Below are 21,558 nucleotides of genomic sequence, written 5' to 3'. Positions count from 1 at the left end.
TCTACTAAATTTCTATCAATACAGGTAAGTTGCCGTACCGGTAGCAATCAATTCATCCGTGTCGTTAATCAACTCCATTCTCGTTACAACCAGCTTGTTACCGGTGCGCAGAATTGAGCCATGGCAGAGAAAGTGTTCTCCCCTGCCCGGCTTTAGGTAGTCTACACGCATGTCGACCGTACCCAGCTTTAATAGGCGATCCACTTTTTCTTTCCAGTGCACATCTCCCAGATGCTGGTAGGCGGCGACCATTGCGGTCAAACCACCAACTGTATCCAGGGCGGTGGCAATTACGCCACCGTGCAGGATGTTCTTCCACACATTGCCGATCAACTGTGGGTTCAGTTCAAAGCCTGCGGAAAGTGTGAGCGCCTCCAGGTCCAGGTCGCGCATCTCAAGTCCAATTTGTTGATTAAAAGGAATCTGCTCAAAAAATTCCTTTACCAACGCCTGAAACTCACTGGGTGAGGGTTCTGTCATAGGCGGGCAACCCGGTTGAGCCCATCCAGTGCAGCACTGCGATATGCCTCTGCCATGGTGGGGTAGTTAAAGGTGGTATTAACGAAATAATCGATTGAATTATTCGGTGCTGGCTGTTTCATAATGGCCTGGCCAATATGCACAATCTCAGCAGCCTCTGCCCCAAAGCAGTGAATGCCCAGGATTTCGTGAGTCTCGATATGGAACAAAATCTTGAGCATGCCTACGCGCTCACCAGAAATCTGCGCCCGCGCAGTATGCTTGAACAGTGCACGGCCCACTTCGTAGGGTACTTTAGCTGCGGTGAGCTCTGATTCGGTTTTACCCACAGAGGAAATCTCTGGAAGGGTATAAATCCCGGTAGGCGCATCTTCAATTACTCGATGGCCACGGCCCGCAATCGCTGCTGCAACCGCACGTCCCTGGTCATAAGAGGCACTGGCAAGGCTGGGCCAGCCAATCACATCACCTACCGCAAAAATATTTTCAATTTCGGTACAGTAGTGATCGTCAACGCTCAATTGTCCGCGATGGTTCGCTTCCAGGCCGACATTCTCCAGGCCGAGGGAGCTGGTGTTGCCAGTACGGCCATTACACCAGAGCAGTGCATCCGCATGAATACGTTTGCCGGACTGCATCTCCATAATTACACCCTGCTCATTGGGCAGTACCCGCGCATACTCCTCCTGGTGGCGAACAGTCACGCCCATATCGCGCAGGTGATAGCTCAGCGCATCAGAAATCTCATCATCGAGAAATTCCAGCAGGCTGTTTCGGGTATTAATCAAATCCACTTTAACGCCGAGGCCAGCAAAGATAGACGCGTATTCACAGCCGATAACACCAGCACCATAGATCATGATGGAGTGAGGGGTGTGCTGCATGTCCAGGATCATATCGCTGTCGTAGACTCGTTCGTGATCAAAGTCTACATCGGCGGGGCGATAAGGGCGTGAGCCAGTAGCAATAATAAATTTCTTCGCGGTAATAGTTTCCGCCGCACCATCGGGCATGAGCACCTCGACAGTATGTTCATCGCGGAACTTGGCTTCGCCGACGATCAGCTCAACCCGGTTGCGGGCATAAAATGAAGTGTGCATTTCCACCTGATAGGAAATGACTTTATTCACCGTCTGCATTACCTGGGGGAAAGTAAGGCGGCGGGGTTCACCCAATGCGCGAAAAACGCTCTGGGTGTTATAACGCATCAACTGTTTGACAGAGTGGCGCAGCGCCTTGGAGGGAATGGTACCTTTGTGAGTACAATTACCACCAACCACTTGGCGCTTTTCAATAACCGCAACGCGCATGCCCTTTTTTGCTGCGCTCATTGCGGCGGCCTCTCCAGCCGGGCCAGAACCAATTACTACCAGGTCAAACTTTTGCTCTGCCATTAAATGCTCTAATTCTATTTTCCAAACGGAGTCCACAACGCGCTAACGCCATTTACTCAATACTAAATATACGGTTATCGACACCACTTGTGCCAATGACATAAAACAACAAGCCCGTTGATCACGGGCTTGTTGGAGAGGGAAAGCTTACTTGCGTTTAGATGCGTCGTAAGCGAGATCTTTGGCAGTCATCTGCTGCTGTCTTTGCCTCTCCTGTTCCTTTTCACACTCATCGTCATCGCCACCGCAGACTGTGCAATCCTGCTTCATGCCGATATTGTTGAGCCCGCCACAAGTTCCCTTTAACGGTTTGTTCTGAACCATGGCCCCGATCGCCATACCGGCAACAACGAGCAACATGGCCACAAAGGCAAATATGAAAATTGTCACTTCTCAGACCTCTCTACATAAGGTTTAAAGCCAGAGCTAGAACGCTCTTCGAAACCTGAATCAGTTTTCACCACCATAAAGACGGCTAGATTATCTCTTTCTGCCAACGCCATGCCGGCATCAGCACCGAGGACATTGATCGCGGTAGCCAGACCATCGGCTTCTGCACAGGTGTCGGCAATAACGGTTACCGATGCCAATTTGTGCTTAATGGACCGCCCGGAGCGTGGGTCAATGCTATGGGAGTAACGAACACCATCCCTTTCGTAGTAGTTGCGGTAGTCTCCACTCGTAGCTACTGCCTTCCCACTCACCGCGATTGGCTCCTGCACCATCTGCCCTGCCGTGCTGGGTACTTCAATGCCAATTACCCAGGTCTTACCCTTTGGATTCACACCCTTAGTTCGCAGTTCACCGCCAATTTCGACCAAGTAGTTTCGAATACCCAGGTCTTCCAATAGCTCCGCAACCCGATCAACTCCATGGCCCTTGGCAATCGCTGAAAGATCCACCTCAACGGGGCGGCTCTTGATAACAGTGTCTGGCTTACGGGTCAGGGTTAACGCATCGGAACCGACGACGGTTAGCAGATCGGCAATGTCTTTATCTGAGGGGATATGCTCCGGTTCGGGCTGGGGACCAAAACCCCACAAGTTGACCAGAGGGCCGACCGTCACCTCGAAAGCGCCTTCACTGCGGCGATAAATATCCAGGGACATTTCCAGTACATCTGCCAAGTGTTGGCTCACCGGGATCGCCTGCCCTACCGGGCTTTGGTTAAAGCGCATTAACTCAGAGTCGTCGATATAGGTCGACATCTCCTGGTTGACCTGCTGCAACTCATCGTCGATCAACTGCTGCAACTCACCCTGCTCCAGCCCAAAGGGCACCTGAACGACGGTGATGTGATAGCTGGTTCCCATGGTGCGGCCAGCCAACTGCCAGGACTCCGGCGAAGGAGCACAAGCCGATAAAATTACAGCCGCCCAAAGCAAAAACAGGGCCGTAAAGACGGGCCCTGTTTTTGAGTTTGTCGGGCCTGTGATTGCTTTTAGCAAGCTAAGCCCTCCAATTATCCGCCGAAGTCATCCAGCAGGATATTTTCATCTTCTACACCCAAGTCCTTGAGCATATTGATGACTGCTGCGTTCATCATGGGCGGCCCACACATGTAGTACTCACAATCTTCCGGAGCCGGGTGGTCCTTCAGGTAGTTTTCATATACCACGTTGTGGATGAATCCTGTGTAACCGGTCCAGTTGTCTTCCGGCTGAGGATCGGACAGAGCCACATGCCACTGGAAGTTATCGAACTCGGAAGCCAGACCGTTGTAGTCATCTTCGTAGAACATCTCGCGCAGGGAGCGCGCGCCGTACCAGAAGCTGATCTTACGGGTGGAGTTCAGGCGCTTGAGCTGATCAAAGATGTGTGAACGCATTGGCGCCATACCGGCACCACCACCGATAAATACCATCTCGTTGTCAGTTTCCTTGGCGAAGAACTCACCAAAGGGACCGTACACCTTAATCTTGTCACCTGCCTTCAGGCTGAATACGTAGGAAGACATCTGACCCGGCGGAATGCCCTCAGTGCGGGGCGGCGGAGTCGCGATACGGATGTTGAACTTAACAACACCTTTCTCTTCCGGGTAGTTAGCCATGGAGTAAGCGCGAACCACAGGCTCGGTCACTTTGGACTCCAGCTTGAAGAAGCCAAAGTGCTCCCAGTCGCCACGGTACTGCTCTTCGACATCGAAGTCAGCAAACTTGACATGGTGAGCCGGAGCTTCCAGCTGTACGTAACCACCAGCGCGGAAGTCAACGTTTTCACCTTCGGGCAGACGCAGGGTCAGCTCTTTAATAAAGGTGGCCACGTTCGGGTTGGATTCCACAGTGCACTCCCACTGCTTAACACCAAACACCTCTTCCGGCACTTCGATTTCCATGTCTTGCTTAACCGCAACCTGACAGGAAAGACGCTTGCCTTCTTTTGCATCGCGCGGGGTAAAGTGAGCCGCTTCAGTCGGCAGCATATCGCCACCACCGGAATTCACCTTACAGATACACTGCGCACAGCTGCCGCCGCCGCCACAGGCGGAGGCCAGGAACAGGTTGTTGGCAGCCAGGGTTTGCAGCAACTTGCCGCCGGCCGGTACGGTGAGAGTCTTCTCACCGTTAACCAGGATGTTGACGTTGCCGGTATTTACCAGGCGCGAGCGGGCCGCAAGGATCACCGCTACCAGCGCCAATACGATGACGGTAAACATCGCTACGCCGAGGATAATTTCAATACTCATTCTATTGTTTTCCCCGCTTAGATATCGATGCCGCCGAAGGACATGAAGCCCAGGGACATCAGACCAACAGTTACGAAGGTGATACCCAGACCTTTCAGGCCATCCGGAACGTCACTGTACTTCAGCTTTTCACGAATACCGGCCAGAGCGGTAATCGCCAGTGCCCAGCCGAGGCCGGCACCGAAGCCGTAGGCAACACTCTCGCCAAACGCGTACTCGCGCTCAACCATGAACAGAGAAGCACCCATGATGGCGCAGTTCACGGTAATCAGCGGCAGGAACACACCCAGCGCGTTGTAGAGAGCTGGTACATATTTATCCAGGAACATCTCCAGGATCTGTACCAGTGCCGCAATTACGCCGATGTAGGACAACAGGCCGAGGAAGCTCAGGTCCACGTCGGGGTAACCGGCCCAGGCCAGTGCACCGTCTTTCAGCAGGTAGGTGTAGATCAGGTTGTTCACTGGTACTGTCAGAGTCAGCACCACGATAACCGCAACACCCAGGCCAATAGCGGCCTCGATCTTCTTCGATACCGCCAGGAAGGTACACATACCGAGGAAGAAGGCCAGCGCCATGTTTTCAACGAAAACGGCGCGGATAATCAAAGAAATATAATGTTCCACGGATTAGGCCTCCTGCGCTTGGGAATTAGGCGCAATCTTGAACTCATCTTCTTCCACCTGTGCCGGTTTCCAGGCACGGATTGCCCAGATGAACAGGCCGATCAGGAAGAATGCACTCGGCGGCAACAGCAGCAGGCCGTTGGGGATATACCAACCGCCGTTGCTCACGGTAGTCAGGATATCTACACCGAACAGTTTGCCGGCGCCGAAGAGTTCACGAACCACCGCGAGACCGATCAGGATCACACTGTATCCCAGACCGTTACCAAGACCGTCGAAGAAGCTGGGCAGCGGCGGGTTCTTCATAGCGAAGGCTTCCGCACGGCCCATTACGATACAGTTGGTAATGATCAGACCAACGAATACAGACAGCTGCTTGGAGATGTCGTAAGCCAGGGCCTTGATCAGCTGGTCTACCAGGATTACCAAAGAGGCAATCACGGTCATCTGTACAATGATACGGATGCTGTTCGGGATCTGTTTGCGGATCAGGGATACCGCAACGTTGGAACAGGCCACAACCGAGGTCAGTGCGATACACATTACCAGGGTAACCTGCAGCGAGCTGGTAACAGCCAGTGCAGAACAGATACCCAGGATCTGCAGCGCGATCGGGTTGTTGTTAAAAATCGGCTCTAGCAGAGTATCTTTAATTTTCATGCTTATGCCTCCCCTGCTTTCAGGTTTTTCAGGAAGGGACCATAACCCTGGTTACCCAACCAGAAGTTCACCAGGTTGCTAACGCCCTTACTGGTCAGAGTTGCGCCAGACAGGCCATCAACTTCGTGAATCGCGTCTGGGCTGTTGGGGTTAACCTGACCCTTGATCACTGCGATATCCACGTCGCCCTGGTTGTTGAAGACTTTCTTACCAATCCACTGGGCTTTCCAGTTGGGGTTGTCAACTTCACCACCCAGTCCCGGAGTTTCCTTGTGCTCGTAGAAGCCGAGGCCCGCTACGGTGTCGAGGTTGCTCTCCAGAGCGAGGAAGCCGTACAGGGTGCCCCACAGGCCATAACCGCGAATCGGCAGAATGATCTTGTCCAGCTTGCCGTCTTTCTCTACCAGGTATACCTCTTTGGTATTTTCCCGGCGGATAATTTTGGCAGTGTCCTCGTCAGCCGGCAGTTTTTCACTATCAGACGGGATCTTGGCAGCAGCGCGACCGCTGCCACCAGCCGGAGCCTGATCGGTAAACTTACCGGTATTCAGGTCGACGTATTTGATTTTTACGTCGGCGAAGGCCTTTTCGACTTCCGCTTTATCAGCGTGAGAGTCTTTCAACAGGCCGCCAGCCATCAGTACGTTGCGCTTCATGTCCAGCTCGGCATTCGCCTGCTGGGCAGGCTTCAGCATTACCGCAGCGGTGGATACCACTACGGAGCACACCAGGCACATTACCAGCGCGACAATCAGAGTACCGGTTACGGAATCTTTATTAGCCACGTGCCAACCTCCGTTTGATATTGGACTGCACCACAAAGTGGTCAAACAGCGGAGCGAACAAGTTGGCGAACAGAATCGCCAGCATCATGCCTTCCGGGAAGGCCGGGTTCACCACACGAATCAGGACAACCATCACCCCGATCAGGATGCCGTACCACCAGCGACCGGTGTTGGTCATTGCAGCGGATACAGGGTCCGTAGTCATAAAGATCAGACCGAAGGCAAAACCGCCCACTACCAGGTGCCAGTACCAGGGAACCTGGAACATCGGGTTGGTCTCGGAACCAATCATGTTAAACATGAAAGAGGTGGCCATCATGCCCAGCAGAGTGCCGGCTACGATGCGCCAGCTGGCAATCTTCATGCCCATCAGGATTACGCCGGCAATCAGGATAGCCAGGGTAGAAGTTTCACCAATGGAACCATGGATCTGACCGAAGAAAGCGTCGAACCAGGTTACCTGGCCAACAGCAGCATTGACGATACCGTTCTGGATACCTTCGCTGGCCATAACAGACAGCGCAGTAGCACCGGTATAACCGTCAACCGCAGTCCAAACCGCATCTCCAGACATTGCTGCCGGATAGGCAAAGAATACGAAGGCACGGCCGGTAAGAGCCGGGTTGAGGAAGTTCTTGCCGGTACCACCGAATACTTCCTTACCGATAACCACACCGAAGCTGATGCCCATAGCCACCATCCACAGAGGCAGATCCGGCGGACAGGTCAATGCGAACAGGATGGAGGTTACAAAGAAGCCTTCGTTGACTTCGTGACCGCGCACCGCAGCAAACAGGACTTCCCAGATACCGCCCACAATAAAAGTGACCGCATAAATAGGCAGGAAGTACATAGCCCCGTAGACAAAGTTGTCCCACAGGCTAGCTGGGTTGTAGGAAGTCAGAGCACCGATAATGGCGTGACGCCAGCCGGACAGATCCGGGTTGGTCATACCTTCCAGAATAGTGTTGGACTGGAAACCGATATTCCACATACCGTAGAACGCCGGGATCATGGCACAAGCCCAAACGGTGATCATAATACGCTTCAGGTCGATACCGTCGCGCACGTGAGCAGTGGTTTTGGTCTTGTCTGCCGGCTGGAACAGACCGGTGTCAATCGCTTCAAACAGGGCGTAGAACTTTTCGAACTTACCGCCTTTGTGAAACTTGGGTTCGATCGAATCGAGGAATTTACGCAACATACTTACCCCTCCTTCTCAATACGGGTCAGGTTGTCCCGCAAAATGGGGCCGTACTCGTACTTGCCCGGACACACAAAGGTGCACAACGCCAGATCTTCTTCGTCCAGCTCCAGTGCGCCCAGCTTCTGCGCCATTGCAGTATCGCCAACGATCAGGGAGCGCAGCAACTGAGTGGGCAGTACATCCAGCGGCATGACTTTCTCATAACTACCGACCGGTACCATGGCACGCTCAGAACCGTTGGTGCTGGTGGTGAAGTTAAACAGCTTGTTCTTCACCAGGCGCGACAGATAAATCGGGAATACAGAGAAACGCTTATTACCAGCACGCAGATAGTGCAGGAACGGACGCTCATCGCCCTCTTCCAGTACAGAAATCTGGTTGTGGTAGCGACCCAGGTAAGCCATCGGGCCAGCAGCGGTGCGGCCACCGAATACAGAGCCGGAGATGATGCGATCGTTATCGCCTTTCAGCTCATCAGAAGTCAGGGTTTCCAGACTGGCACCGAGGCGGGTGCGCAGCAGACGCGGCTGCTTGACCTGAGGGCCTGCCAGGGAAACGACACGATCGGTAAACAGCTTACCGGTGGTAAACAGTTTGCCTACAGCGATCACATCCTGGTAATTAATGGTAAATACACTGCGGTTGCCAGAAACTGGCTTCAGGTAGTGGATGTGGGTACCGGACAGACCTGCCGGATGGGGGCCGGCAAAGGTTTCGCGGCGAATATTCGCTGCGTTCGGTACTGGAATATCCGTATCTGGAGCAGTACAGACGTAAGTGGTTTCTGCCAGTTTGGAAAGAATCTCAACGCCCTGGGAGAAGGCTTTGGGATTCTCAGCAATCACTACTTCTGGATTGGCTGCCAGAGGGTTGGTGTCCATCGCATTGATAAACACAGCTACCGGCTCAGCGTCCAGGGCGGGAACGCGGCTGAACGGGCGGGTGCGCAGTGCGGTCCACATGCCGGACTCAACCAGGTTTTCAACGACCTGTTCGCGAGTCAGACCAGACAGTTTATCTGCGCTGTAGCTTTGGAACTGTTCCGCTGCATCGCCGTCTATGCCAATCACGACGGATTGCAGAACACGACGAGCGCCACGGTTAATCGCAACAACACGACCGGCAGCAGGCGCTGTGTAGCGCACGCCTTCAGTTTTTTTGTCGCTAAACAACAGCTGACCAAGATTGACGCGATCCCCTACAGCCACTGCCATTGTCGGCTTCATCCCGTGATAATCGGGGCCGAGAACAGCAACGGTCTTGATCGCAGGTCCTTTTTGAATGACCTGCTCGGGCGCGCCGGATATGGGTAAGTCCAATCCCCGACGGATCTTTCTCATACGCCTATGCCTAAGTTTCTAGTTTAAAAAAATTGCAATAGGACCCACCGTCCCATGCCTGGGATGACGGGTCCTATTGTGGAATTCCGTGCTGCGAGGGCTTATGCCGTATCACCCGTGAACCGGGAGGAAGGAAGCTAACTAAAAAGGATGTGCGCGCTAACTTCTCGGCGCACGGCCGCCCCGCAAAATCGCGCGCATTATAAAGATGGGCCAGAGTCATTACCAGTCTGGAAAGTCTTTAAGTGGCACTAAGATTGGAAATTTCTGTTGAAAAAACAGGGATTTGGGGAGATATGGTGCGGCGACTGGAACAGTCGCCGAAACCCCGCAGTCGGATCTGGGTACCGACTGCGGCGAGGAGGCGTGACGCCTTAGTCCTCCTGCGGGAACAACTTGTAACGAACACCAGCCATATCTTCCAGGCAGCGAACTACCTGACAGCTATAGCCGAACTCGTTGTCGTACCAGCAGTAAAGCACAGCGTTCTTGCCATCCACGATAGTCGCAGTGGAATCGAATACGCAGGCAACGCGGGAGCCAACAAAATCGCTGGACACCACTTCCGGGGAGTTGGTGAAATCGATCTGCTGACGCAGCGGCGAGTGCAGTGCCACATCGCGCATGTATTCGTTCAACTCTTCCTTGGTGGTCTCTTTACCCAGGTTCAGGTTAAGGATCGCCATGGAAACATTAGGAGTCGGTACGCGAATCGCGTTGCCGGTGAGCTTACCTTTCAGCTCGGGCAGCGCTTTGGCAACCGCCTTGGCAGCACCGGTTTCAGTCAGAACCATATTCAGCGCTGCTGCGCGACCGCGACGCTCACCTTTGTGGTAGTTGTCGATCAGGTTCTGGTCGTTGGTGTAGGCGTGTACGGTTTCTACGTGGCCGTGCTCAACGCCGTAGCCATCCATCATCGCTTTCAGGACAGGCACGATGGCGTTAGTGGTACAGGAAGCGGCGGACAGTACCTTGTCTTCCGGCTTGATGTCGCTGCTGTTGATACCGTAAACGATATTCTTGATATCGCCCTTGCCCGGTGCAGTCAGCAGCACCTTGGAAGCGCCTGGGCTCTGCAGGTGCTGGCTCAGACCTTCTTCATCACGCCATACACCGGTGCTGTCAACGATAATCGCATCGTCGATACCGTGCTGGGTGTAATCCACTTCCTGAGGGGAGTTGGCGTAGATGATCTTGATTTCGTTACCGTTACAGATCAGGGAGTTGGTCTCCTCGTCCACACGGATAGTGCCCTGGAAGGCGCCATGTACGGAGTCGCGACGCAGCAGAGAAGCGCGCTTCACCAAATCGTTGGGGGCCTTGCCCTTGCGCAATACGATAGCGCGCAGACGCAGAACATCACCACTACCAGCCTTGTCGATCAGCAGGCGGGCAACCAGACGGCCGATACGACCAAAACCGTAGATCACAACATCTTTGGATTCGGGCAGAGGCTTGCCGGCACCCGCTGCGTCGGACAGCTCTTCACGTACAAACTCGTCCACAGACAAGCCGCGATCGTCGCGCATGTACTTGTTGGTCATGGTTCCCAGGTCGATATGTACGGGACCCAGCTCCATCTTGCAGATGGCTTCCAATACAGGGAAGGTTTCAAACTCGGAGAGTTCATTTTCCTCAACCTGACGCACGAAACGGTGCGCTTTCATAATGCTCAGCACTGAGCGATTAACCAGGTTGCGGCCGTACATATAAATACCGACGTTGCTCTCACGGTTGAGCTTTCCAATCATCGGAATCATGGATTCAGCCAGTGCTTCACGCTGTTTCCAGTCCTTGAAAAAGTCCGCGGGCTTCGGTCGCTTCTGAGTCACTATCGGACACCTCTGCAATGTATTTAGTAGGCAAGAAATACGGCCTTGAAACCACTCAGGACCGCATGGCTGCGCATTATAGTGTTCGCTTTACACTGCGCAACTGAGCAAAAAAGAGCCAAAAAAATGTAGTAAAACTACCTTTTTGTAGTCCACCCGAGCGACATTGCGCAATCCATAAAAAAGCGTAGTTGTTCCCGACTGGAAACACAGGCAGGGTTAACATTCCCTGCAAGCAAAACTGTTCGCGGCTACAATAGCCGACCTCGAAGACATCTCGAATGAATGCGCGGATATATAAGGAAAGATGACAGAAATACAGCCCCTGACCCCACCGAAGTTTCGCTCCTCCAGTGACCGACAATTTTGGGGACAACTGCATGGCGCAGCTGCCGCGCTCGCCATCCTCAACGCGGCACGCAATAACAAAGCGCCCACCCTGTTAATCACAAAGGACAGTCTCGAAGCGCACCGTTTAGAGGTGCAATTGAAATTTTTTAACAAAGCGCGGCGAGATAAGGGGGAAAACGGGGAGCTGGAAATTTTCCATTTTCCCGACTGGGAAATTCTCCCCTACGACACCTTCTCCCCCCACCAGGACATCATCTCGGATCGCCTCGCCACCCTTTACCAGCTGCCGAAAATGGGGGCCGGGATCGTCATAATCCCAGTTAGCACCCTGATGCACCGGCTACCACCCTGCAATTATATTGCCGGCAATGCGCTGATATTGGAGGAGGGGCAGCAGTTTGATATCGATATCCAGCGGAGACTGCTGGAGCAGGCCGGCTACCACTGCGTAGACACCGTCTACGAACACGGCGAATTCGCTGTGCGCGGCTCACTGATGGATATTTTCCCAATGGGCAGCCCCCTGCCCTACCGCATCGATCTGTTCGACGATGAAATTGAATCCCTTCGCACCTTTGACCCGGAAACCCAACGCACCATCGACAAGGTGAAAACCATTCACCTTTTGCCTGCGCGGGAATTCCCTTTGCACAAGGCTGCCCTATCAGGGTTTCTGCAAAATTGGCACGGTGAATTCGATAGCGACCCCAGCCAAGTGCCAATTTACCAGGATATCAGTGCAGGAATTGCCCCGGCGGGCATTGAGTACTACCTGCCCCTATTCTTCGATGGGAACTGCTCAAGCCTGTTCGACTATCTGCCCGAGGGCAGCCAGGCATTTTTACAGGGAGATATCCAACAGCCGCTGGACAATTTCTGGCGCGAAGTCAGCAATCGCTATGAAAGTCGTCGCGGCGACCTGACCCGTCCCATATTGCCACCGCGCCAGATTTTACTGGAAATTGATGAGCTTAACGGTGCCCTGAAGTCCATGCCCCGGGCAATCTTCTCTGCGGAGAGTCTTCCGGAAGCCCAGGGCAACTGTAATTTTGACACTTCCGTACCCCCCTCACTGCCAGTAGATGGCAAGTCCGAACAACCCCTGGCTGCACTGGAAAGCTACCTGATGGAATACTCCGGTCGGGTGCTATTTTGTGCTGAAAGTAGCGGGCGTCGCGAAGCGCTGCTGGAGCTATTAAAGGGCATACGGCTCAGCCCTCCCAGCTTCCAAAGCTGGCAGGACTTCCTCGCCGCAAAGGACACTATCGGGATTACCGTAGCCCCCATCGATCAAGGGCTGCTGCTTGAGGACCCGCAAATCAACCTGATCGCAGAACCGCAGTTATTTGGTGAGCGGGTACTGCAGCAACGCCGCCGTAAAAAAGCCAAAGATGAAGCGGACAACGCGGTTAAAAACCTGGCTGAACTGCGCATGGGCACTCCCGTCGTTCACATTGATCACGGCGTAGGTCGTTATCGCGGCCTACAGCACCTGGAGATCGACGGGCAACCGGCAGAATTCCTGACCCTTGAATATGCCGACGATGCCAAACTCTACGTACCGGTGGCCAGCCTGCATTTGATCAGCCGCTACTCCGGTGCCGATGAAGCCCTGGCCCCGCTGCACAGAATGGGCAGTGAACAGTGGCAAAAAGCCAAACGCAAAGCCGCCGAGAAAGTCCGCGATGCAGCTGCGGAGCTGCTGGATATCTACGCCCGCCGCGAAGCCCGTATTGGCCATGCCTTCGATAACCCTCAATTGGCCTACCGGGAGTTTTCCGCAGGTTTCCCCTTCGAGGAAACTCCAGATCAACAACAAGCCATCGAGGCAGTTCTTGGGGATATGCTCTCAAATAAGCCGATGGACCGACTGGTTTGCGGCGACGTGGGATTCGGTAAGACAGAAGTGGCCATGCGGGCTGCATTTGTCTCGGCCCACGCAGGTATGCAAGTGGCCATGCTGGTTCCCACCACCCTGTTGGCCCAGCAACACTATCAATCCTTCCAGGATCGCTTTGCCGATTGGCCGATCAATATCGAGGTGATCTCCCGCTTCCGCTCCAGCAAGGAAGTGGACAGCGTGAAAGAGAAGGTTGCCAGTGGCAAGGTGGATATCCTGGTTGGCACCCACAAGCTGTTGCAAAGCGATCTGGACTTTAAAAATCTCGGCCTGCTGATTATCGACGAAGAACACCGCTTTGGCGTCCGACAGAAGGAGCGCCTGAAGAGCCTGCGCTCCGAGGTGGATATCCTCAACCTTACCGCCACCCCTATTCCCCGCACCCTGAATATGGCCATGGCCGGTATTCGCGATCTATCGGTGATCGCCACCCCACCAGCACGGCGCCTCTCTGTGAAAACCTTCGTGCGCGAGCGCGATGATGCCTTGGTAAAAGAGGCTATCCTGCGGGAGATCTTGCGCGGCGGTCAGGTGTATTTCCTGCACAACGAAGTCAAAAGCATTGAGCGAATCGCGCGGGAGCTACAGGAGATGATTCCCGAGGCCCGTATCGGCATAGGCCATGGCCAGATGCGCGAACGGGAGCTGGAACAGGTGATGAGTGACTTCTATCACAAGCGCTTTAATGTCCTGGTCTGTACCACCATTATCGAAACCGGTATCGACGTCCCCACAGCCAACACGATACTGATCGAGCGCGCAGACAAGTTCGGCCTGGCCCAGCTTCACCAGTTGCGCGGTCGCGTGGGACGCTCGCACCACCAGGCCTACGCCTACCTACTGACTCCCAACAAGCGCTCCATGACCGGTGACGCCGTGAAGCGCCTGGAAGCGATTAGCGAGGCCCAGGATCTGGGAGCAGGCTTTACCCTGGCTACCCACGACCTGGAAATTCGCGGTGCAGGCGAACTGCTAGGTGAGGAGCAAAGCGGGCAGATTCAGAGTGTCGGCTTCAACCTGTATATGGAGATGCTCGACAAGGCAGTGAAGGCCATTCGTGAGGGCCGCACACCGAATATTGACGAACCCCTCGAATCCCCTGCGGTGGACGTCAATCTGCGGGTTGCTGCGCTGATTCCCGAGGACTACCTGCCCGATGTCCACGGCCGTCTGATCATGTACAAACGCATTGCCAATGCCACCGACGGGCAGCAACTGAAAGAACTTCAGGTAGAGATGATCGACCGTTTCGGGCTACTGCCGGAATCGGTAAAACACTTATTCCGCACCACGGAGATCAAGTTAAAGGCCGAGAATATGGGCATCCGCAAACTTGAGGCCTCTGCGGCAAGAGGGCGTATCGAATTTGCGGAGAATACCCGTGTAGATCCGCTCACTTTGGTTAAGATGGTGCAAACCCAGCCGGGACGCTACCAGCTGGCCGGCGCCAACCAATTGAATTTCAGTCTCGATGAGGAGGGTACTGATCGCAAGCTCCAGGAAATTAACGAAGTTCTGGAAAAGCTTGCACAGTGATACCATCCGGCAGGCAGCAGCGGGAGCTGGCGGCAAAACTAATTAGTCTCCTACTCCCGCTTAAACGGCCTGTCGGCAATGACACCCTCGGCACCCAAATAGAATTGTTTAAGTGGTAAACCCATGAAAAGGATAATTAGCCTCTGCTCAACCCTGGCGCTCACGCTGGCAGCAACCAGTGCCCAGGCCGTCAACTACGCTGGCAATACTTTCGAAATAGAAATGATCGTATTCGAGCGCCCCCAGGGGATGGAAAGAACCGCAGAGACCTGGCCGACGGCACCCCGTCTTCAGTATCCATCAAAGTGGATCGACTTTGACACCCTGCGCACCCCAACTCAGCCAACAGAGGATGAGGTGTTATCGCTTGAAGACATCATCTCGAGCCCAGAAACGAGCGGCCCAGCCGATATTGAATCATCGGAGCTTGAGGGCGACGCATCTACTAGTTTGCAGAACTCTGAGCAAGCACCAAGAAACTTGCTGCTAAGACCTGTACCCAGGCTGCTGAACAACAAAGCCGCCGCAATTTCCAGGGCTGGTGACAGGGTCCTGTTTCACAAGGCCTGGCGCCAGGTTTTAAAAACCAAGAGAAACTCTCCGGCCATTCTGATTGATGGCGGCAGCCAGCTCAGCGGCCACAGCCAGCTTGAGGGATCTATCACCCTGAGTGTCGCTCGCTATTTACATATCAGTACTAATTTGTGGCTCAGCGATTTTTATACGCAACCCGGGGAACACAGTATTCTTCTTCCTCAACGCCCACAAAATAAAATCGAAAAGCCGCTACAAATCCTAACCGGCAATTACAGTGATATTGAAAATTCATATTCACAAAATAACGGGTTTGATATCGAAAATAGTCAGGGCGCAATTAACACAACTGAGCCACTCACACTGGGCGAGCCGGAACTTATAAAAGAAGAGCCATTATATGTAGCCCATGCTGCAAGACTGCAACACGAGAGACGTTTACGTAGCGGACAACTTCATTATATCGACCACCCTGCATTTGGCATTCTTATTGAAGTGCGCACCGTAGCCAAACCCAAAGAAGACTCGCAAAATATGGATACACTTAATTCCGACCAAGAAAAAGATAACCGCACAGAAAGTTAATTTATTTAAATAATCGACCTTCGCCAAAAGCCCCAGCAAATCTTGCTGGGGCTTTTATTTTAAATATACCTTTAAAACTCCTCACCTCAAACGAATTAATTTCACCATCACTGCAAGCACACCCGACCCAGCCGATATTTAATCAATTTATCTTTAATCAAAACACAGCCAGCAAACAAGCAAATACCGCCACCCCACAACAACATAAAATTGCAATCAGTGGGGCAATATTCCGGGAGTATTAAAATAATAATTAGCACAACGTTATTGAGCACAATAAACTCACTCATACACACAATTACATTGGGAACTTTAGGTGGGGCGGGATATGACCAAATCTACAAAGAGGGACACAAATGCAACTTAAAGAAGAAAAGCCTATATCCACTGCAAAGTAGCAAACAAAAAAGCGGATCATAAAGATCCGCTTTTCAGAGGCGCTGACAGGGCCGGCGTCAATTGAGCCGCAGGACCCTACACGACAACAGTTCTTTCAACGAGTGATCTATAAATCACTCACAGGGAACAACATCTTCCGCCAGCAGTCCTTTGTCACCTTGTTGCATTTCGAACTCTACCGCCTGCCCCTCATTAAGGGTTTTGTAGCCCTCGCCGCGAATGCTGCGATAGTGAACGAAAATATCTTCAGTTCCTTCTCCACAGGTGATGAAGCCATAACCCCGTGCGTTATTAAACCACTTCACTGTACCTGTAACGCGATCACTCATTGAGAAAACCTCATTATTGTTATTGCGCCTACCTCTTTTACCTCACTGCTCAATTCGGCAAGAGGGGCAAACGCCACCCCATTGTTAACAAACTGCTCCATGCAGAATGCTATCTTGCTTAATCCGATGAGCATATACTCAAAGGACGTACCCTGATTCTTAGATAAAACAGCGCCAGTGTCTAGTTTTCTATGTGAAATAAATACTACGTTTTTCCCAATATGCGTAATTAACCGTCAAAATCTTCAATAGTGCTCAATTAGAAACTAATCATTTGTACCTTATTGCACTCCCATTCCTCAACTGTCTAACGCGGCCTCTCGCGTTAATGAAGGTATATCGGCAATATGTAATGTTGAGGTTGGGAATGCACAGGATGCCCCATATCCCTCAATTATTTTAAGAATTGTTAATAGAACATCCTGTTTTACTTCATGATAACGAACCCAATCGGTAGTGCGGGTAAACGTATATATAAAGAAATCCAAAGAAGAGGAAGCAAAACTATTAAAATTAACAATAAGCGTACGATTAGAATCAATTTCCGGATGTTCCTGTAACATATTTTTAACATCCGCCACGATTGCCGCCATATGATGGGCATCTTCATAACGAATACCAATCGTTTCAAAAATCCTACGATTTAACATACGGGAAGGATTTTCTACCGCAATCTGGGTGAAGATGCCATTGGGAACATAGACGGGTCGCATATCAAAAGTGCGGATTCTGGTCAGGCGCCAACCGATATCTTCCACGGTCCCCTCAATCTCCTTATCGGGGGAGCGAATCCAGTCGCCCACCGCAAAGGGCCGATCCAGATAGATCATCAGGCCACCGAAAAAGTTTGCCAGCAGGTCCTTGGCCGCAAAACCGACAGCCAGTCCGCCAATACCACCAAATGCCAAAACACCACTGACGCTATAGCCCAGGAACTGCATGACCACAATTCCCGCCGTGATCACGATTGAGGCCCTGACCAGTTTGCCGATCGCACGTACCGTAGTGGCATCCATCGGCTTGCCCATATAGCGCGGATCGCACAGGTTATGTTCCACGCTGTGTGAGAATCGCCAGGCAAACCAAGCCATCACCAGGATCAAGCCTATTTCCCGCGTCGGTGCAGCCAGGGAGAATATCTCGGCACCAGTGGCGTCCCCCGCTCGCTGGGCAGCGACACTCAAGCCCAGCAGCCATACAAGTACCTGCCCGGGAGGGGAGAGTGCCCCAACCAAAGCATCATCCCAGGGATTAACCGTCTTTTCCGCCTTAATGGCCATGCGCTGCACAAACCGGCCAAATAACCAGGCCAACACCCCAGACGCAAGTACTATGAGGAAAACAGAAACTATCCAGACCCGGTTTTCACCAAGCCAGGACAACAGCACGCTCTCAACGGACTCCACTCGAACCCCTCCGCTTTAACCAACAATCAGTAATATCCGTATAACGCCTTCTCAATAGACGACGGATTTAAACAACTTATCTCAACGCATTATGGAAGCTAACCACTCCCTGGTTCTGTGCCAACGCGCACTCTTCTCAAGCTCCACCCAGGAGCCAATCACCGGCCTGCCACCCATGGCCGACAACCGATGAGTGGACTCCGGCTTGGGCACAAAGGTATCCAGTGCCGCCAGCGCCTCAAAAGCGCCGACACGATTGTTGCATACGATACCCATATCACAACCGGCTTCCAGGGCTGCGCGAATCCTATCGCCATAGCCTCCGGCCGCACCCGCCCCTTCCATAGACAGATCATCACTAAAAATCACTCCATTGAATCCCAGCTGTCGCCGCAATACATCCTGCAGCCAATAGCGGGAGAATCCCACCGGCTGGCTATCAATGTTGATGAAGCGGATATGGGCCGGCATCACTGCGGTAAGTTCCTGGGTTCCAATACAATCGATAAACGGAAGTGCATCGGTTGCCAAGACCTGATCCAACGAGCGCTTATCCTCTGGCAACTCCACATGACTATCTTCCAGCACGTGGCCATGCCCCGGAAAATGCTTGCCTGTCGTGGCCATTCCCGCTTCGCGCATCCCTTGGATAAAGGGGCGAGCCAGTGCGGTTAACTGGGCGGGGTCGGGACAAAAACTCCGATCGCCGATCACCCTGCTGTGACAGTCATCCGCATCCAAAACCGGCGCAAAGCTAAAATCTACTCCTACGGCAAGCAACTCTGCGGCCAGCAGCCAGCCCACATCCTGCAACTGCTCGTTACTGGCGACAGCACTGAGAGCCTGCATTGAGGGTATTCGCGTAAAGTCATCGCGAAACCGCTGAACCCTACCACCCTCCTGATCTACCGCTAGCAGGATCTCTGGTCGCACCGCACGGATGGAGTTAACCAATTGGATAAGCTGCTGGCGATCCCGATAGTTTCTCGCAAAAAAGATCAGCCCGCCCACCATCGGATGCCGAAGTAACTCACAGTCTTCCTCGGTGAGTTCAAGCCCCTCGATATCCACCATGACCGGTCCGGGTGGTAAAGACATATTAAGTTCCTTATCGATTTAAGAGTGCGCCCACTAATTATCTACCTTCAACATGGCCGAAGCAGCGGGTACCAATCGCTCAAGAGTCTGGGTCAGGGTACTGTCAGAACCGAAATCCTCCCGCAGGATAGCCTCAATCGCATCGTGGCTCGACAGTGTGAAAATGGTCGCTCCCAGCATAAAGTAGAGGCGCCAATAGAAAGTTTCTGGGTCCAAGCCCGGTAACGCTTCAGCCAGCAGCCCGGCAAAACGGCGGTAAGTATCCCCGTATCGAGATACGATAAATCGACGCAAATGCCCCTGGAACTGGGTATAGGCCAATCCTAAAAGACGCATAAATCGCTGTGGATCCTTTCCCTCCAGCCCAAGGCTTCCCAACCCAACTCGATACAGGCATTCGATCAGCTCCTCCACCCCCAGGGGCTGCCCCAGGGCAATACGGCGATCAAGTTCTTCTTCCAGAGCGTTAGTGAAAGGCGTTAAAAAGCGTTCAAATACCGCCTGTATCAGTTCTTTCTTGGAGCCGAAATGGTAGTTAACTGCCGCCAGATTAACCCCGGCCGTGCTCGTAATTGTTCTCAATGAGGTTTCAGGAAAACCCCGTTCAGCAAACAGCACTTCCGCTGCATCGAGTATCCGGCTGACCGTATCTATCTGGCTCATAAGTATCAAACCACCATTTAAAACATACGTTTAATCGACGCCAGAGTAGCACATTCTCATTGATCTAGAGCCCGCCAGCTAAGCTCTCCACTCAGCAAAGTACAAGAGTAAAAATAACAGGGAAAAGTATGTCAGGCGGTAAGATCAATACTGCTGGAGTTGATCTCCCGCCAACTTGAGCAAGTACGCCACCCCACCAGCCGACATAGCCTTTTAGTCCGGAGGCAGCTTTAACAAAAATAACTTTGAAAATTTTTTCGGTATTTTAAGATCACCCGAATAATTATTCTTTCACCTGCATATATTTCATAATCAGGGCCGCAGCCTCCTCCACACTATCAACGATATGAAAAAGGTCTAGATCACTGGCATCGATACAATCGCGCTCTAACACTGTATCTACCAACCAATCGTACAGCCCACTCCAGTAACGCTTACCTACCAACACAATTGGGAAACGCCGCACTTTCTGCGTTTGCACCAAGGTAAGAGCTTCAAACAACTCATCCAACGTGCCGTAGCCACCGGGAAGTCCAACGAATCCAAGTGCGTGTTTTACAAACATAAATTTCCGTACAAAAAAGTATCGGAAGTTCAAACTGATGTCCTGATATGGATTTGCCGCCTGTTCAAAAGGCAGCTCTATGTTTAGCCCAATTGATGCGCCGGGCTGCCCGAAAGCCCCTCGGTTACAAGCCTCCATCAGCCCCGGCCCACCACCGGTAATCACGGGGATCCCTTCAGCCGCGAGCAACTCTCCCAACTTTACCCCCTGTTGATATTCAGGACTGTCCTCTGTAAATCTCGCCCCTCCAAACACTGTCACTGCACCACCTAACGCTATCAGCCGCTCTATCCCATCTACCAATTCAGACTGAATACGAAGCACTCTCCAGGCTTCTGGCATTTTTGCATCCAACATTATTTTTCCCTCTTTGTCAGTTCCTTCAACGCTTTCTTCTCTCCTTGCTTTCTCCATCAATGTAGCAGCTCACAAAGACTAAAACCTGAGGATTGCGCGAACAATAAATCTGTATATAATTCCAGCAACTGTATATAAATACAGAAAACTAGGTAAATCTATGACCAATCTCACCGCTCGTCAGTCCCAGGTTCTCGACCTGATCAAGTCCTACCTGGATGAAACAGGCTACCCGCCAACGCGGGCAGAAATTGCCCAGGAGCTCGGCTTCCGCTCACCCAATGCCGCCGAGGAACACCTGAAAGCGCTCGCCAGAAAAGGTGCCATTGAGATGGTTGCCGGCGCTTCCCGAGGCATTCGAATTCCGGATCACCAATCCGGCTTGCCGATTGTGGGTAGAGTAGCTGCGGGGAATCCCATACTCGCCAGCGAACATATTGAAGATTACTGCGACTTGCCCGCGAGCTTCTTCCATCCCCCCGCAGATTATTTGTTGAGGGTGCATGGTATGAGTATGCGAGATGCGGGCATTCTCGATGGAGACTTGCTGGCAGTGCAAAAGACCGAGCAAGTGCGCAATGGCCAAATCGTCGTTGCCCGTATCGATGACGAAGTCACAGTGAAACGCTTTCGCCGCAAGGGAAATCAGGCAACCGTTCAGTTGCTACCTGAAAATGATGACTTTGAGTTAATTCAAGTCGATATGAGAGATAAGAACTTTGTGATTGAGGGATTAGCCGTAGGGGTTATTCGCCAAACGCCTTAAGCCCCCAAAAACGACAACAGCGGCCATTGGCCGCTGTTGTTAAGACTCGAACTAACGCT

Annotated in this window: 19 protein-coding genes; 3 read left to right on the top strand and 16 right to left on the bottom strand. The window is 52.6% G+C overall.

Annotated elements, in window-relative coordinates; genetic code table 11:
* Positions 1-15: 15 nt before the first annotated feature.
* The 11 genes from ACJJIQ_RS05580 to ACJJIQ_RS05530 form a co-directional block, all read right to left on the bottom strand.
* Positions 16-480, bottom strand: a complete 465-nt coding sequence (locus ACJJIQ_RS05580; protein ID WP_282932335.1) for a thioesterase family protein — start codon at positions 478-480, stop codon at positions 16-18.
* Positions 477-1,874: a Si-specific NAD(P)(+) transhydrogenase gene (sthA, locus tag ACJJIQ_RS05575; RefSeq protein ID WP_108733649.1), complete on the bottom strand. Its 1,398-nt coding sequence runs from the start codon at positions 1,872-1,874 to the stop codon at positions 477-479. The genes ACJJIQ_RS05580 and sthA overlap by 4 nt, the downstream gene beginning before the upstream one ends.
* A 147-nt stretch (positions 1,875-2,021) precedes the next feature.
* A complete protein-coding gene (nqrM, locus tag ACJJIQ_RS05570) occupies positions 2,022-2,264 on the bottom strand; it encodes a (Na+)-NQR maturation NqrM (protein ID WP_444893507.1) in 243 nt (80 codons plus the stop codon).
* On the bottom strand, positions 2,261-3,322 hold the full coding sequence (locus tag ACJJIQ_RS05565; protein WP_445363959.1) for an FAD:protein FMN transferase: 1,062 nt from the start codon (positions 3,320-3,322) through the stop codon (positions 2,261-2,263). Before ACJJIQ_RS05565 ends, nqrM begins: the two co-directional genes overlap by 4 nt.
* Positions 3,323-3,336: 14 nt before the next feature.
* Positions 3,337-4,560 (bottom strand): NADH:ubiquinone reductase (Na(+)-transporting) subunit F, encoded by a 1,224-nt coding sequence (gene nqrF / locus ACJJIQ_RS05560; RefSeq protein WP_108733652.1) that lies wholly within the window; start codon positions 4,558-4,560, stop codon positions 3,337-3,339.
* A gap of 17 nt (positions 4,561-4,577) precedes the next feature.
* Positions 4,578-5,186, bottom strand: coding sequence for an NADH:ubiquinone reductase (Na(+)-transporting) subunit E (nqrE, locus tag ACJJIQ_RS05555; protein ID WP_020413086.1), 609 nt, complete (start codon positions 5,184-5,186; stop codon positions 4,578-4,580).
* Between the two features lie 3 nt (positions 5,187-5,189).
* On the bottom strand, positions 5,190-5,846 hold the full coding sequence (locus ACJJIQ_RS05550; RefSeq protein WP_282932331.1) for an NADH:ubiquinone reductase (Na(+)-transporting) subunit D: 657 nt from the start codon (positions 5,844-5,846) through the stop codon (positions 5,190-5,192).
* Between the two features lie 2 nt (positions 5,847-5,848).
* Complete coding sequence (locus ACJJIQ_RS05545) at positions 5,849-6,631, bottom strand: Na(+)-translocating NADH-quinone reductase subunit C (protein ID WP_282932330.1); 783 nt, start codon at positions 6,629-6,631, stop codon at positions 5,849-5,851.
* Positions 6,624-7,835, bottom strand: coding sequence for an NADH:ubiquinone reductase (Na(+)-transporting) subunit B (locus ACJJIQ_RS05540; protein ID WP_108733655.1), 1,212 nt, complete (start codon positions 7,833-7,835; stop codon positions 6,624-6,626). Before ACJJIQ_RS05540 ends, ACJJIQ_RS05545 begins: the two co-directional genes overlap by 8 nt.
* A 2-nt stretch (positions 7,836-7,837) precedes the next feature.
* Positions 7,838-9,178, bottom strand: coding sequence for a Na(+)-translocating NADH-quinone reductase subunit A (locus tag ACJJIQ_RS05535; protein WP_282932329.1), 1,341 nt, complete (start codon positions 9,176-9,178; stop codon positions 7,838-7,840).
* A gap of 374 nt (positions 9,179-9,552) precedes the next feature.
* A complete protein-coding gene (locus tag ACJJIQ_RS05530) occupies positions 9,553-10,938 on the bottom strand; it encodes a glyceraldehyde-3-phosphate dehydrogenase (protein WP_413665874.1) in 1,386 nt (461 codons plus the stop codon).
* Between the two features lie 379 nt (positions 10,939-11,317).
* Between ACJJIQ_RS05530 and mfd the strand changes: the two genes are divergently transcribed.
* Complete coding sequence (gene mfd, locus ACJJIQ_RS05525) at positions 11,318-14,797, top strand: transcription-repair coupling factor (RefSeq protein ID WP_445363958.1); 3,480 nt, start codon at positions 11,318-11,320, stop codon at positions 14,795-14,797.
* A gap of 123 nt (positions 14,798-14,920) precedes the next feature.
* Complete coding sequence (locus ACJJIQ_RS05520; protein ID WP_445363957.1) at positions 14,921-15,916, top strand: CsiV family protein; 996 nt, start codon at positions 14,921-14,923, stop codon at positions 15,914-15,916.
* Between the two features lie 512 nt (positions 15,917-16,428).
* Here ACJJIQ_RS05520 and ACJJIQ_RS05515 read toward each other — a convergent pair.
* The 5 genes from ACJJIQ_RS05515 to ACJJIQ_RS05495 all read right to left on the bottom strand — a co-directional run bounded on the left by ACJJIQ_RS05515 (position 16,429) and on the right by ACJJIQ_RS05495 (position 20,733).
* Entirely contained in the window at positions 16,429-16,644 is a 216-nt protein-coding gene (locus ACJJIQ_RS05515; protein WP_020413094.1) for a cold-shock protein, read from the bottom strand.
* Positions 16,645-16,943: 299 nt separating this feature from the next.
* On the bottom strand, positions 16,944-18,050 hold the full coding sequence (locus ACJJIQ_RS05510) for a mechanosensitive ion channel family protein (RefSeq protein ID WP_282932325.1): 1,107 nt from the start codon (positions 18,048-18,050) through the stop codon (positions 16,944-16,946).
* Positions 18,051-18,131: 81 nt separating this feature from the next.
* The gene (gene nagZ, locus ACJJIQ_RS05505; RefSeq protein ID WP_445363956.1) at positions 18,132-19,148 is read right to left on the bottom strand and encodes a beta-N-acetylhexosaminidase; all 1,017 of its coding nucleotides are present in this window, start codon (positions 19,146-19,148) and stop codon (positions 18,132-18,134) included.
* A gap of 33 nt (positions 19,149-19,181) precedes the next feature.
* A complete protein-coding gene (locus ACJJIQ_RS05500) occupies positions 19,182-19,811 on the bottom strand; it encodes a TetR/AcrR family transcriptional regulator (protein WP_282932323.1) in 630 nt (209 codons plus the stop codon).
* A 283-nt stretch (positions 19,812-20,094) separates the two neighbouring features.
* Positions 20,095-20,733, bottom strand: coding sequence for an LOG family protein (locus ACJJIQ_RS05495; protein ID WP_282932322.1), 639 nt, complete (start codon positions 20,731-20,733; stop codon positions 20,095-20,097).
* 160 nt (positions 20,734-20,893) lie between these two features.
* Between ACJJIQ_RS05495 and lexA the strand changes: the two genes are divergently transcribed.
* On the top strand, positions 20,894-21,499 hold the full coding sequence (gene lexA / locus ACJJIQ_RS05490; protein WP_444893501.1) for a transcriptional repressor LexA: 606 nt from the start codon (positions 20,894-20,896) through the stop codon (positions 21,497-21,499).
* Positions 21,500-21,558 lie beyond the last annotated feature (59 nt).

The sequence above is a fragment of the Microbulbifer maximicatervae (SeqCode) genome, assembly GCF_052468295.1.
Note: the sequence above shows the minus strand (reverse complement) of the source record. Positions and strands in the feature narration are given on the sequence as shown.

Excerpts from the sequence above, each read along its gene's own strand:
- ACJJIQ_RS05580 (WP_282932335.1), bottom strand. The coding sequence starts at position 480 with ATGACAGAACCCTCACCCAGTGAGTTTCAGGCGTTGGTAAAGGAATTT.
- sthA (WP_108733649.1), bottom strand. The coding sequence starts at position 1,874 with ATGGCAGAGCAAAAGTTTGACCTGGTAGTAATTGGTTCTGGCCCGGCT.
- nqrF (WP_108733652.1), bottom strand. The coding sequence starts at position 4,560 with ATGAGTATTGAAATTATCCTCGGCGTAGCGATGTTTACCGTCATCGTA.
- ACJJIQ_RS05550 (WP_282932331.1), bottom strand. The coding sequence starts at position 5,846 with ATGAAAATTAAAGATACTCTGCTAGAGCCGATTTTTAACAACAACCCG.
- ACJJIQ_RS05540 (WP_108733655.1), bottom strand. The coding sequence starts at position 7,835 with ATGTTGCGTAAATTCCTCGATTCGATCGAACCCAAGTTTCACAAAGGC.
- ACJJIQ_RS05535 (WP_282932329.1), bottom strand. The coding sequence starts at position 9,178 with ATGAGAAAGATCCGTCGGGGATTGGACTTACCCATATCCGGCGCGCCC.
- ACJJIQ_RS05530 (WP_413665874.1), bottom strand. The coding sequence starts at position 10,938 with ATGATTCCGATGATTGGAAAGCTCAACCGTGAGAGCAACGTCGGTATT.
- mfd (WP_445363958.1), top strand. The coding sequence starts at position 11,318 with ATGACAGAAATACAGCCCCTGACCCCACCGAAGTTTCGCTCCTCCAGT.
- ACJJIQ_RS05520 (WP_445363957.1), top strand. The coding sequence starts at position 14,921 with ATGAAAAGGATAATTAGCCTCTGCTCAACCCTGGCGCTCACGCTGGCA.
- ACJJIQ_RS05515 (WP_020413094.1), bottom strand. The coding sequence starts at position 16,644 with ATGAGTGATCGCGTTACAGGTACAGTGAAGTGGTTTAATAACGCACGG.
- nagZ (WP_445363956.1), bottom strand. The coding sequence starts at position 19,148 with ATGTCTTTACCACCCGGACCGGTCATGGTGGATATCGAGGGGCTTGAA.
- ACJJIQ_RS05500 (WP_282932323.1), bottom strand. The coding sequence starts at position 19,811 with ATGAGCCAGATAGATACGGTCAGCCGGATACTCGATGCAGCGGAAGTG.
- ACJJIQ_RS05495 (WP_282932322.1), bottom strand. The coding sequence starts at position 20,733 with ATGTTGGATGCAAAAATGCCAGAAGCCTGGAGAGTGCTTCGTATTCAG.
- lexA (WP_444893501.1), top strand. The coding sequence starts at position 20,894 with ATGACCAATCTCACCGCTCGTCAGTCCCAGGTTCTCGACCTGATCAAG.